Raw genomic sequence first — 11804 nt, 5'->3', positions numbered from 1 at the left:
GCCCAGCGAGAAGACGGTCCACCGACGCATACTTGGACATTGGAGTCCTTGTTTAAGAGTTATAGGGCTTAGCTGGTTAGCGCGCAATAGGTACGAGGGCTTAGCGGTACACAGGCGCCATAACCGGCACATGCCGGCATGGTTGTGGGCCCCTCAGGTCTGACTGCTTGACTAATAGTGCACAAGCGGTTGGGCGGAGCCAAGCACCGGTGGCGGCCGCCCTTCTACCCATGCCATGGAACGGTTTCTTACGAGGTTTTCTTACGAGGTTGGCCGTTGACGCAAATGGTATAGGAAAGGTATAAATGGCCTGTAACACAAGTTGGTCACCGGCGCCCCCAGACCGGAGCGGCGGTCCGCGTGGCTCTTCGTCGAAGGAGTGCAAGCATGCAACGATTCATCCGTTTGGCCGCACTAACGCTCGCGGCGCTGTTCCTTGCCTCGGCCGTCGCGCAGACGAACCTCACCTTCTGGAGTTGGCGCACGGAGGACGTGGCCGCCTACGAGCAGTTCATCGCCGCGTTCCACGCCGAGAACTCCGACATCAACGTCACCTTCACTCCTTACCTGAACACCGAATACAACACCATCGTCGCGACCGCCCTGCAAGGCGGCGGCGGGCCCGACATCGTTCACCTGCGTGCGTACGGCGGCATGGAGTCGCTCGCGGGCGCCGGCCTCCTGACGAGGCTGGACGGCCAGGTCGCGGCCCTCGACGGCTTCGACAAGGGCATCCTGCTGGGCGCCACCAACCGCGCCGACGGCGGCGTGTACGGCGTGCCGTTCGCGCTCCAGACGGTCCAGGTCCTTTACAACAAGGCCATGTTCGAGCGCCTAGGCCTGAGCGAGCCCACCACCTGGTCGGAGTTCCTCGCCGTGGGCGACGCCCTCAAGGCGTCGGGCGTCTACGCCCTTGCCAACGGCGGCAAGGACCCGTGGACACTCGAGACGATGTTCGGCGCCGTCGCCCCCACGTTCTACGGTTGCACGCCGTTCTTCGAAGAGATCACGGCCGGCAAGACCAACTTCTTGGATCCGCGCTTCGAGGCCGGCCTCCAGCGCATGCTCGATCTGCGCCCGTACATGGCGGACAACTTCATGGGCGTGGCCTACACCGACATGCAGACCATGTTCGCGTTCGAGCAGGCCGGCATGATGATCGGTGGCAGCTATGAGCTCGGCAATATGGCGAGCCTCAACCCCGACCTCGAGGTAGGCTCCTTCGCGGTGCCGGCCGACGACGCCGCCACGCCGAGTTGCATCAGCTACTACGTGGACGGCTCGTACGGCATCAACGCCGCCAGCCCGCACCAGGCCGAAGCCCTGCGCTTCATCGAGTTCCTGGCCAGCCAGAAGTTCGGCCAGATGTTCACCGATACCCTGCAGCAGATCTCCGCCGTCCCCGGAACGGTCCCAGGCAGCAAGCCGCTGGCCGAGATGGTCGAGATGATGAACTCCGAGGGCACCCCGTACCTGATGCTCACCGCCTTCCGCTTCGGGCAACCCAGCGGGTCCACGCTCCTTCAGAACGAGATGCAGGCTGCCATGGCGGGCGACCGCACCGTTGCCGCCGTCGCGGCGAACATCCAGCGCGGCGTGGCCGAATGGTTCGTACCGTTCCAGTAGGCCCATTGCCTTAGTGGTCCGAGCGGGGCGCCGCGCCCACGGGAGCGGCGCCCCGCGAGTGATTCCGCAGCCGGGAACGGAGGTCGAATGCGCTACAGGCGGAACTGGTGGGGGAGGAACGGCCACCTGGTCATCTTCCTGGCACCCGCCATCCTCATCTACGGCATGTTCATGGCCTACCCACTGCTGTCGTCCTTGAGCTACAGCTTCTTCGAGTGGGACGGCCTGGTTCGCCGAGGCTTCGCCGGCCTCAAGAACTTCGTGAGCGTCCTCACGCGCTGGCCGTATAACGAGCGATTCTGGTCGGCGCTGTCGCACAACGCCTATTTCTTCGTCATAACCTTCATCATCCAGACCACCATCGGCCTCTTCGTGGCCGTGCTCCTGGCCCGGAAGAGGCGCGGTTTCGCCTTCTTCCAGGCGGCCTATTTTCTCCCGCACACGCTGTCGCTCGTGGTCGTCGGCTTCCTCTGGCGCATGCTGTTGAACCCCACCTGGGGCGCGCTAGCGCAGGGCCTCAGGCGGCTCGGTCTGCCCGACGCCGTGCAGCCCTGGTTAGGGCAGAGCTCGACCGCCCTCACGGCCGTGGTGCTCGTGAACGCGTGGGCGTGGCTGGGCTTCCCGATACTCGTCTACTTGGCGGCCGTCCAGGCGATCCCCCGCGAATACAACGAGGCGGCCCTGGTGGACGGCGCCAACCCCTGGCAGAACTTCCGTTTCGTGACGCTTCCGCTCCTCATGCCCACCTTGACGATGGTCACGATCTTGACGTTCATCTGGGACTTCAACGCGTTCGAGCTCGTCTTCGTCATGCAAGGGGCGTCGGGGTCGCCGGCGTACGCCACCGACCTCCTGGCCACGTTCTTCTACCGCACCGCGTTCGGCGACCCTACGACGGGTGGGGAACCCGGCCAGATAGGCCTGGCGGCCGCCATCGGGGTGCTCATGCTCATCATCATCGGCGTGGTCTCGTTCATGGGCGTGCGCTTCATGACCAGCAGACAGGCGGAGAACTGACGTGCGCGGCAGACGGGTGTCGTCAACTTTCATCTACTTGTTCCTGGGGATCATGGCCCTGGTGTTCCTCTACCCGGTGGCGCTGATGGTCCTGACGGCCTTCAAGACCACCCCCGAGATCTTCCGCAACCCGTTCGGCTTGCCGGCGGAGTTCACCCTCAAGGGCTTCCGGGCCGTGTGGGAGCGCGCCAACTTCGGCAACTACCTGCGTAACAGCGTGTTGATCACCGGCGCTTCGGCACTGTTGCTGGTGGCCACGGCCGCGCCCGCTGCGTACGCTCTCGCTCGCTACTCGTTCAGGTTGCGAGGCGCGCTCTTCATCTTCTTCCTGGCGGGGATCATGATCCCCATCCGGCTGGGGATCCTGCCGCTCTACCTGCTCATGCGCGACCTCGGGCTCATCGACACGCCGTTCGCGCTCATCCTCACCTACGCGGCGTCGGGCATGCCCATGGCCGTGTTCCTCCTGTCGGTTTTCTTCCGCAACCTGCCGCGCGAGCTCGAGGACGCCGCCCGCATCGACGGCTGCACCGAGTGGCAGACCTTCTACCGGGTGATGCTGCCGCTCGTGAGGCCGGGCCTGGCGACCGTCATAATCATCAACGTCGTGCCGTGGTGGAACGACTTCTTCTTCCCGCTCCTGTTCCTCACCTCGAACACCTGGAAGACGATCCCGCTGGGCATGCAGATCTTCTTCGGGCAGCACCTGATCGACTGGAGCCTCGTCTTCAGCGGCATGGTGCTCGCCAGCCTGCCGCTTCTCATCGTCTACCTGATCATGTCGCGACAGTTCATCGAGGGGCTCACGGCCGGGGCGGTCAAGGGCTGATGCGGCTCGGTATCGATGCGCTATTGGCCGCACCCGAGCGTTACCTCGAAGGTCGGAAGGTGGCGCTCCTCGCCAACCAGGCATCGCTGACGTCAGAAGGCCGGCCGACCCTGGAGGTATTACGGACCCACCCCGGCATCGAGCTCGTCGCCCTGCTTACTCCGGAGCACGGTTGGAGCGGCTACGAGGACGACGCGACGCCGATCGGCGACAGGCGCGACGCACGCACCGGGCTCGCGCTGCACAGCCTCTACGGGCCCAGGCGCCGGCCCACGGCCGAGGTGCTCGCCGGCGTGGACGCCGTGGTCATCGACGTTGTCGAGGTGGGGGTGCGCTGCTACACGTACGCCACGACCGCGGCGCTCGTCTGCGAGGCCGCCGCCGAGACGGCAACGCGGGTGGTCATATGCGACCGGCCCAACCTGCTTGGGCCCAGGGTGGACGGCCCCGCCCTGGACCCGGCACACCGTTCCTTCCTCGGCTACCTCGACATCCCCTTCCAGCATGGCCGTACGTTGGGCGAGGTGGTGGCCTGGGGAGTCAGGGACGTGGGCGTCGACCTGGTGGTGACGCCACTCGCCAGTGTGTCGCCCGTGGCTCGGGCTCCAGCCCTCTTCGTGCCGCCCTCGCCCGGCCTGCCCTCGGCGGAGGCGGTGGCGCTGTACCCGGGGCTGGTGTTGCTCGAGGGGACCAACCTGAACGAGGGCCGCGGCACCACGCTGCCCTTCCAGCTGCTGGGAGCGCCCTGGCTGGACGGCTACGCCTTGGCCGGACAGTTGAACGAGCTTGGACTGCCGGGCCTGCTGTGCCGGCCCGTCAGCTACGTGCCTCGCACCGACACGCATGCCGGCAAGTTGTGCCATGGGGTGCAGCTGCACGTCACAAACCGAAATCTGCTGCGGCCGCTTGAGGCGGTGATAAGCATCTTGCGGCACGTGAAGCGGGAGCACGCCGACGCGTTCAGGTGGGTGCCGGCGGCAGAGAAGCCGTGGGCCGAACTCCCGGGAGCCGGCGAGCCGTGGCACGAGCCCGTGACCGGTTACCTCGTAGACGCGCTCGCCGGCGACGAGAGCGTGCGCGCGGTGGTGGACGGCGCCATGTCGCTCGACACGGCCAGGGCCGCCTGGTTGGAGGCGGCCCTGGCTTGGGAACGGGCGTTAGACGGCTTTCACGCTCGAAGCGGCTGACGTCGGGTCCGGCGAGTGAGCCGGCTCAGGGCACACCGCCTGTGAAGTAGGAGAAGTAGACGGGATCGATGTCGGCGCCGTTGCCGAGGGTGACGCTCTTGAGAGTGGTCGGCGTCACTGGATCTCTTTCCAAAGTCCACGCCACCTGATTCCACCCCTTCTTCAGCTTTAGGTCCACGAAGACGGTGGGATCCGTGCCGTTCGGGCAGCCCCCAGGGGCGGTCTTGACGTCCACGTCGGCGTCCGCGTAGAGCCAGTTGACGAACCTCATGTCCAGGAGCTGGTCCTCCGAGCCGGAGAAGTCGACCTTCTTGTCGGTCGGGTAGTTGTCGGCGTAGCCGTCTTGAGTCAGCACAGCCAACATCGGATACGACTCGAAGACGTCGAATATGGTCCATGACACCTTGGCGCTCGGAACGCTGGCCGTGGTCGCGCATAGGGCGGATGGAGTCGATGGGAGCCACACGAAACCGTCGGCCGGGCCCAGGACCTCGGAGGGTATGTCGGTCGGGTCGGGTAAGACCAGGTGCATGATGCCGGCTGCGTCGACGGCTGACGCCGGTCCCAGATAAACGCCGGGTGCAGGCGAGATGACGCCCGACGCTTGTGCCGTTACCGTGAGCCCCAGGTCGAACATCACGTAGAAACCGGCGACGGCCGCCTCCGCTCCGGGCGCGGCGTTGAGGATCGCGTCGACCGTTACCGGACCGACTGGAGCGGCGGGAGGCGAACAGGCGGCCAGTACGGAAATACCGGCTGCGAGGGCGAGAGTTCGTGCTGCCCAGCGTGACATGAGACCTCCTCGAGTGCTGGCCGACGTGGCGACCCAGGTAAGGTGGCGGGTTCTTGGTGCTCTTCAGGCCCAACGTGGTGGACGTGTGAAGCGTCCGGCGCACTGCCTCATGGGCCGACCACGGCAGTGAAAGAGACGTAAATAGGGTCCACGTCAGGTGCGTTTCCGAGGGTCATGCTCTTGGCGGTGCCCGGTGCCAGCGGGTCTTCTTCCAGCGTCCACGCCACCTGATTCCAGCCCTTCTTCAGCCCTAGGTCCACGAACACGGTCGGATCCGTGCCGTTCGCGCAGCCCCCGGCGGCCGTTTTGACGTCGACGTCGTTGTCGGCGTAAAGCCAGGTCAAGGGTCTCATGTGGAGGTACTGCTCGTCACCGGCGGAGAAATCGACCTCCTTGTCGGCGACGTAGCTTATGTAGAGTCCTTCTCCGGTCAAGATCGCCACCATCGGGACTGCCGGCCCGGTCAGCGAGATGGCCGACGACACCCGGGCGCTCGGAACGCTCGCCGTGGTCGGGCAAAGGACGGGAGGGCCGGCTGGGAGCCAGAGGAAGTGTTCGGCCGTGCCTAGTACCGCATCAGGCAAGTCCGCGGGGTTTGGGAGGATGAGATGCATGGTGCCGCTTGAGTCGATGGGGGATGCCGGTCCCAGATACGTGCCAGGCTCGGGTGCGATCACGCCCGACGCCTGCGCCGTTACCGAGAGCGACATGTCGTACATGAGGTAGAAGCCGGCGACGGCCACCTCCGATCCCGGCTCGGCGTGTAGGGTCGCGTTCACGGTAACCGGACCGACCGGAGCGGCGGGCGGCGAACAGGCTGCCAAGACCAACATCCCGGCGGCCAAGGCTACGATCCGTACCGAGCTACTGGACATGAGACCTCCTCGTAGGCCGGCCGCGGGAGCGGCCCGATGGGTACTAGCGGTAAACGTGCCATTATGGCCCAACCCAACGTGACAATCATGAAAGTCCAGGATAGTAGGGTGCAAATAGCAACATAGGTCTTGCTGATCCACTACTGACGCAGGACCGCCCAGCGAGGAGCGGCCCTGTGTCGAGGGCGAATGCTCGGGCGTCCCGCCCGGCTAGAGCCGGGCCCGCCCGGCACCCTGGTTCAGGGTTTGCGCACCGCCGTGTAGGAGATGTAGATGGGGTCGACGTCGGAGCCGTTGCCGAGCGTGAAGGTCGGAGGGTCGCCTGAGCCGCCGTCCTGCATGCTCCATGCCACCTGGTTCCAGCCCTTGAGCAGCTCGAGGTCCACTTCCACCGTAGGGGCGGTGCCGTTCACGCAGCCCCCAGGAGCCGTCTTGACGTCCACGGCGTCCTCGGCATAGAGCCACGTGACAAACCTCAAGTGGAAAAGCTGCTCTTCGTTGACGGTGAAATCCAACTTCGTGTCCGTGGTGTAGCTCGAGGCGAAACCGTCGCCTGTGAGGACAAACGGGGTCGGGTACGACAACAGAGGCGAGAGGATGATCATGGAGACCTTGGTACTTGGGTCGCTGGCCGTAGTTGGACACACCTCGGGCGCAATGGAGATGACGCGGACGAAGCTGTCGGCCGTGGCCAGGACTGCCTCGGGTAGGTCGTTCGGGTCGGGAAGAACGAGATGTACCGTACCGTCTGCGTCGACGGGCGACGCTGGGCCCACATACGTGCCTGGGGTAGGCGAGTTGACACTGGATGCTTGTGAGGCGAGAACTAGCGAACTGTCGTGCATGACGTAGAACGCGGCCACCGCCGCCTCCGACCCGGGTTCGGCATTGAGGGTCGCCTTGACGGTCACAGGACCCAAGGGCCCGGCGGGCGCGGAACACGCGACCAGGACGGAAAAACCTATGACTACTGCCAGGAATCGTGCGGTACTACGTGGCATGGGGCCTCCTAGAAAGCTGGCCACAGGGCCGACCCCAATGGCACGGACACTAATGAATGACCTCGATGTGGTGTAACCGCGTGTGCCAGCGAGGAACTATAGGTTCGACCCCGTTCGAGCCCCAATATGAAATTGCTCAGTGCGCCGCTGGTTCAGTGCAGCGACGCGGCGGGTCCGTCATTTTCCGGCTTTGGCCGCAAGCTTTCTGCGCAAAGGACCTTCGCGTGATTCTCTCCGCACTTCCGCATATCCCTTGCGAGCTGGTTATGGTCGCAGTTGGCGCTGACAACAAAAAAACGCGCCTCTGCGCGTTCGATATCTTCAACTTACCGCCGTATGCGGTATTCGTCAAGGGGTTGCAGCCGGACGGTCGCTCCGGTGCCCGTAACACCCGCGAATGGCCGGTGGAACACCCGCGGAAGGCGACATGCCGGGGTGTTCTGCCCTCAGTGCCCTGCTCGGTGACGCGGCTCCGGCTCGAGCAGATCGGTTGGTAAGAGTAAGGCGCATAGCGTCTCGGTGGCGATTACCGTGGATTGGCCCGCGCGCAGACTGCGCGCGGGCCAGACTTCGTAATCTCCGGACTTAGTCGTCGTGAAGCGATCTAGCGGGCAGGCACTTGGCCAGTCGGTCTTCAGCGGTGCTGGAAGTTCCGCATGCCAGGCATGCGGTCTTGCATCCACTCGGGAAGCTGCATGCGTTGGGCACCGCCGGGTTGCATGCCGTGACGCTGCATGCCGAACTCGCCGGCACCGAAACGCATGTTGCCACCGCCGAACTCACCGGCGCCGAACATGGCTCCCGGTCCCTGCCCCAGCTCTCCCGCACGGAACGGCGCACCTGCCTCGCGCCCGAAGGGTCCGGCCTGCATCAGCGCGCTGCGCACCTCGGGGTGAGCCTCGACGAACGCCTCCGTGTCCGCCCGCAGCGCCTCGCGTTCGCGTGTGACGTCTGCCGACTGCGTGGCTACCTTGCTGGTGGCGAGGTCTTGGGCGACCGCCGGTGACTCACCCGACTCGAGCGCGGCTACGTAAGCCTGCAACCTGGCGACCTGCAGTTCCTGCTCGGCCGTCCGCAGGGCTTGCCTGCGGTCCAGGAGCGCAGCGGCGTCGGCCCTGGCGTCCTCCGGCAGCGAGTTCAGGATGGTGAGCCGCATCGCGTTCTGGCGCAGCGCAAGCATGTCCGCCGAGAACCCGCCGCTCTGAGCGGCCGAACCGGCCGGTTGAGCCATGGCGACGGGACCCACCATCAGGGCCAGCACTCCGCCTACGATTAGTGTGCGTCTTAGCATCTGTCAGCACCTCCATGAGCGACGTTGGTGCGTCGCTGCCATGAGCATGGGCCGCTCCCGTGCAGTAGTCGTGTGGCAAGTGTGGAGGTTTGGAGGAGAAAGCCGCGATGCGGGTAGTGGCCGTGCACGCCTTCTCCACGTTCGACCGTTAGCATCGGAAACAGCTATGGCCGTGGAGGGTGCATGAAGGTGCTGGTGGTCGAAGACGAGGTCGGGATCTCCCGCACCCTCGACGCCTACTTGCGTCGCGACGGCTTCGACACCGAGGTGGCCGCCACCGGCACGCGTGCGGTGTCGCTGTTCCGCGCCGCGCAGCCCGACCTGGTGCTCCTGGACGTCATGCTGCCCGAGCTCGACGGCTTCGAGGTACTCAAGATCATCCGCCGCGAGAGCGACGTTCCGGTCATCATGCTCACCGCGCGCAGCGAGGAGGTCGACCGGCTGGTCGGGCTCGGGCTCGGCGCCGACGATTACATCGTCAAGCCGTTCTCGTTCAGGGAGGTGATGGCTCGGGTGAAGGCGGTGCTCAGGCGCTCGCAGCCGGCCCCGGAGCGAAGCAGCAGGCCGTTGACGGTCGGGCGCCTGGTGGTGGACCGCGAGGGTGGCACGGCGCTATTCGACGGCGGCTATCTGCCACTCACCGCCACCGAGTTCCGGTTGTTGGCCACCCTGGCGTCCGCCCCCGGCCGGGTCTTCAGCCGCGCGGAGTTGATCGAACGGGCCTTGCCCGATAGCGACATCTTGGAGCGCACCCTCGACTCGCACGTAAAGAACCTGCGCCGCAAGCTGGGCGCCGCCGGTGCTCCCAAGCTGCTCACGACCGTGCGCGGGATGGGTTTCCGGCTGGTGGAGGAACCGTGAGGCGGCTAAGCGCGAAGCTGGTCCTGGCGCTGGTGGGCGTGACGCTGCTGACCATCACCCTCATCGCGGTAACGCAGGTTCGCTCGATCACCCGGGAGAACCTCACGCTTCCCCTGGGCGAGCGTGCCCAGTTGAGCCCGGGAGAAGTGGCCCGGCGTTTCCTGGGGAACGGTCGGTTGATAATCGGAGAGGGCTGGACGGCGGTAGTGGCCCCGCGCCCGGGCGGTATGGGAGCGAGGGCCCAAGCACCACATGCCGATGGCTTGCCGGACGCTCCCCAGATCGGAGTCTCGCGCGCGGCGTTGCTTGCCATGGTGCGCGACTCGCTGGAGCAACGCACCGTTTCCCTGGTCGGCTCGAGCATCATCGCGTTGCTCGTGGCGGTGGCGCTGGCGCTGGCGCTGGCGCGCGTGATAGCCCGGCCCGTGGAGTCCGTCACGCGCGCGGCCGGCCTCGTTGCTGCCGGCGACCTGTCCGTCCGCATTCCAACGCCGGGTGCGGCGGGCCCCAACGCCAGCGAGACGACCCGGTTGGCGCACAGCTTCAACGTCATGGCCGACAGCCTAGAGCGCATGGAGGCGGACCGCCGGGCGATGGTGGCCGACGTGGCGCACGAGCTCCGCACCCCGCTGACGATCATGCGCGGCCGCCTGGAGGCAATGGAGGACGGCGTTGTCGACGTCTCGTTGGACGAGGTGCGCGACCTTCACACGCAGGTGTTGGCGTTGACCCGTTTGGTGGAAGACCTGCGGGTGTTGTCGCTGGTCGACTCCGGCAAGCTGTCTTTGCAGCGCAGCCAGTTCGACCTCCTCGAGCTCGCACGCGGCGTGGCCTCCAGTGCACAGGTCCAGGGGGACGCCAAAGACGTGAAGTTGCACGTGCACGGGGCCGGGCCCGTGCTGGTCGATGCCGACCGCGACCGCATGCGCCAGGTGATGCTGAACCTGCTCGACAACGCCATCCGCTACTCGCCCGAGGGTGGACGGGTGACGCTAGACGTACACCTGAGGGCCGCCGGCCCGGGGTTCACGGTCAAGGACGAGGGGCCAGGGGTGCCGCCGGGTTCGGAGAAGCGCATCTTCGAGCGCTTCGCAAGGGCCGACGCCAGCCGGGGCCGCGCCGGCGGGGGCAGCGGCCTGGGCCTCGCCATCGTGAGTTCCATCGTCGAGCTGCATGGTGGCAGCGTGACGGTGGCGAACGCCCCCGAGGGTGGGGCGGTGTTCGAGGTGCGGTTGTAGCTGGCCGGCGGGTAGGGCGCAGCGCGCCTCCGTTGGCCTCAGCCGGTACGTCCAGGATCTTCGTTACGTGGCGGTTCGTATCGCTGCGATCGGGCCGAATGGCCTCGCTAAACACCCTCAACGGGCAAGTGGACGTCGTTGAGGGTGCGTTGATACGCGCTTGAGCGTCCGTTAAGTCTCTCCTCTCTAAGCTTCCCGCACGGCTTCGGACCAACCGGAGCCTACGGAGGAGGAAGATCATGCAAGACACTCGGAAGCTCGTACTGCTACTGGTCGCCGCCCTCTTTGGAGCGGCCCAAGCTAGTATCGCGCCGTACTTCGACCCGGGGGAAACCGGAAGCCGGGTGGTGGCGTCGCACCAGTCCTTCGCGGCCGGAGAGCTGGAACGGGTCGCCAAGGCGCCATCGAGCGCTCTCACGCAGGGTGCCACCGCTAACGCCGGCGCGCAATGGCTCGACCCTGGTTACGAGGGTGCTGGTGGGGCGATTGTGACAGTGTTGGCGGGTGTGCCGACGGCGGAGCAGGAGTGGGCCGCGTTGCATGCGGAGAACCGCCAGATCGCCATGAGTCAGTCGACTGGGCCGGGCACGCTCGTTCGTGCCTTCCAAGGGCCAACTGCCTCGCCTAACGTCGCTGGTTCTAGTCAGATCGGCGCTCAGTGGCTGGATCCCGGCTTCACCTACCCGGCGCCCATCGAGGCTGAGCTCGTCGATGACACCTCGGCAGATGACATGGCGTGCGGGGGCGGAGCCGGGCTCCTGGCCAAGACCAGCCTGGTCGGCGCCCAGCAAAACCACATGGCCGGCGTAAGGGGCAAGTGCCAGGACGTGCTGGCCTGAGAGCAGCAACGGCAGCCCCGTAGGCAGCCGCGTGTCTGAGCGCTTGGCGTCGGCGCGGCTGCCATCTTGTCCCGCAGACGAAGGAGATTCATGATAGCGAAGGTACTGCTGCTCTTCTTAGTGCTCTCCCTCGGCCTGGGCATCGCCCGGACGTTGGCCTTCGAGACCGCCACGAGCCTCCGGGTGCTCGAGGCCCTCGTGGTCTGGGAGCTCAGCATGCGCAGCGTCGTAGGTAACAGCCGCTAAC

12 protein-coding genes are annotated in these 11804 nt (G+C 65.9%); 8 read left to right on the top strand and 4 right to left on the bottom strand.

The genetic code is table 11. The annotated features are described in order from the left end of the window. Positions 1-387: 387 nt before the first annotated feature. From ROY82_11035 to ROY82_11020, 4 genes are all read left to right on the top strand, one after another. Positions 388-1626 carry an extracellular solute-binding protein gene (locus ROY82_11035; protein ID MDT3682990.1) on the top strand — a complete coding sequence of 413 codons (1239 nt, stop codon included), beginning with the start codon at positions 388-390 and terminating at the stop codon, positions 1624-1626. 87 nt (positions 1627-1713) lie between these two features. After that, complete coding sequence (locus ROY82_11030; protein MDT3682989.1) at positions 1714-2643, top strand: sugar ABC transporter permease; 930 nt, start codon at positions 1714-1716, stop codon at positions 2641-2643. Between the two features lies 1 nt (position 2644). Next, positions 2645-3472, top strand: coding sequence for a carbohydrate ABC transporter permease (locus tag ROY82_11025; protein MDT3682988.1), 828 nt, complete (start codon positions 2645-2647; stop codon positions 3470-3472). Then, positions 3472-4659: a DUF1343 domain-containing protein gene (locus tag ROY82_11020; protein MDT3682987.1), complete on the top strand. Its 1188-nt coding sequence runs from the start codon at positions 3472-3474 to the stop codon at positions 4657-4659. The genes ROY82_11025 and ROY82_11020 overlap by 1 nt, the downstream gene beginning before the upstream one ends. A 25-nt stretch (positions 4660-4684) precedes the next feature. Here ROY82_11020 and ROY82_11015 read toward each other — a convergent pair whose 3' ends face one another. The 4 genes from ROY82_11015 to ROY82_11000 form a co-directional block, all read right to left on the bottom strand. Continuing rightward, positions 4685-5452 (bottom strand): hypothetical protein, encoded by a 768-nt coding sequence (locus ROY82_11015; GenBank protein MDT3682986.1) that lies wholly within the window; start codon positions 5450-5452, stop codon positions 4685-4687. Positions 5453-5559: 107 nt separating this feature from the next. Next, a complete protein-coding gene (locus ROY82_11010; protein ID MDT3682985.1) occupies positions 5560-6327 on the bottom strand; it encodes a hypothetical protein in 768 nt (255 codons plus the stop codon). A gap of 239 nt (positions 6328-6566) precedes the next feature. Continuing rightward, on the bottom strand, positions 6567-7328 hold the full coding sequence (locus ROY82_11005) for a hypothetical protein (protein ID MDT3682984.1): 762 nt from the start codon (positions 7326-7328) through the stop codon (positions 6567-6569). A gap of 634 nt (positions 7329-7962) precedes the next feature. Further along, the gene (locus ROY82_11000) at positions 7963-8619 is read right to left on the bottom strand and encodes a hypothetical protein (GenBank protein ID MDT3682983.1); all 657 of its coding nucleotides are present in this window, start codon (positions 8617-8619) and stop codon (positions 7963-7965) included. A gap of 183 nt (positions 8620-8802) precedes the next feature. On the opposite strand from ROY82_11000, the gene ROY82_10995 reads away from it, so the two are divergent. The 4 genes from ROY82_10995 to ROY82_10980 all read left to right on the top strand — a co-directional run bounded on the left by ROY82_10995 (position 8803) and on the right by ROY82_10980 (position 11803). Next, a complete protein-coding gene (locus ROY82_10995; GenBank protein ID MDT3682982.1) occupies positions 8803-9480 on the top strand; it encodes a response regulator transcription factor in 678 nt (225 codons plus the stop codon). Continuing rightward, positions 9477-10718 carry an ATP-binding protein gene (locus tag ROY82_10990; GenBank protein MDT3682981.1) on the top strand — a complete coding sequence of 414 codons (1242 nt, stop codon included), beginning with the start codon at positions 9477-9479 and terminating at the stop codon, positions 10716-10718. The genes ROY82_10995 and ROY82_10990 overlap by 4 nt, the downstream gene beginning before the upstream one ends. 239 nt (positions 10719-10957) lie before the next feature. Further along, the gene (locus ROY82_10985) at positions 10958-11557 is read left to right on the top strand and encodes a hypothetical protein (GenBank protein MDT3682980.1); all 600 of its coding nucleotides are present in this window, start codon (positions 10958-10960) and stop codon (positions 11555-11557) included. Between the two features lie 90 nt (positions 11558-11647). Further along, a complete protein-coding gene (locus ROY82_10980; GenBank protein ID MDT3682979.1) occupies positions 11648-11803 on the top strand; it encodes a hypothetical protein in 156 nt (51 codons plus the stop codon). Position 11804 lies beyond the last annotated feature (1 nt).

The sequence above is a fragment of the Truepera sp. genome (genome assembly GCA_032027045.1).
GTDB lineage: Bacteria > Deinococcota > Deinococci > Deinococcales > Trueperaceae > JAAYYF01.
The sequence above is the reverse complement of the archived record's forward strand: the minus strand, read 5'-3'. Positions and strand labels throughout refer to the sequence as shown.

What these genes read in the sequence shown, in the direction of transcription:
- ROY82_11015 (MDT3682986.1), bottom strand. Translation starts at nt 5,452, where the DNA reads ATGTCACGCTGGGCAGCACGAACTCTCGCCCTCGCAGCCGGTATTTCC.
- ROY82_11030 (MDT3682989.1), top strand. Translation starts at nt 1,714, where the DNA reads ATGCGCTACAGGCGGAACTGGTGGGGGAGGAACGGCCACCTGGTCATC.
- ROY82_11010 (MDT3682985.1), bottom strand. Translation starts at nt 6,327, where the DNA reads ATGTCCAGTAGCTCGGTACGGATCGTAGCCTTGGCCGCCGGGATGTTG.
- ROY82_10980 (MDT3682979.1), top strand. Translation starts at nt 11,648, where the DNA reads ATGATAGCGAAGGTACTGCTGCTCTTCTTAGTGCTCTCCCTCGGCCTG.
- ROY82_10995 (MDT3682982.1), top strand. Translation starts at nt 8,803, where the DNA reads ATGAAGGTGCTGGTGGTCGAAGACGAGGTCGGGATCTCCCGCACCCTC.
- ROY82_11005 (MDT3682984.1), bottom strand. Translation starts at nt 7,328, where the DNA reads ATGCCACGTAGTACCGCACGATTCCTGGCAGTAGTCATAGGTTTTTCC.
- ROY82_10985 (MDT3682980.1), top strand. Translation starts at nt 10,958, where the DNA reads ATGCAAGACACTCGGAAGCTCGTACTGCTACTGGTCGCCGCCCTCTTT.
- ROY82_11000 (MDT3682983.1), bottom strand. Translation starts at nt 8,619, where the DNA reads ATGCTAAGACGCACACTAATCGTAGGCGGAGTGCTGGCCCTGATGGTG.
- ROY82_11020 (MDT3682987.1), top strand. Translation starts at nt 3,472, where the DNA reads ATGCGGCTCGGTATCGATGCGCTATTGGCCGCACCCGAGCGTTACCTC.
- ROY82_11035 (MDT3682990.1), top strand. Translation starts at nt 388, where the DNA reads ATGCAACGATTCATCCGTTTGGCCGCACTAACGCTCGCGGCGCTGTTC.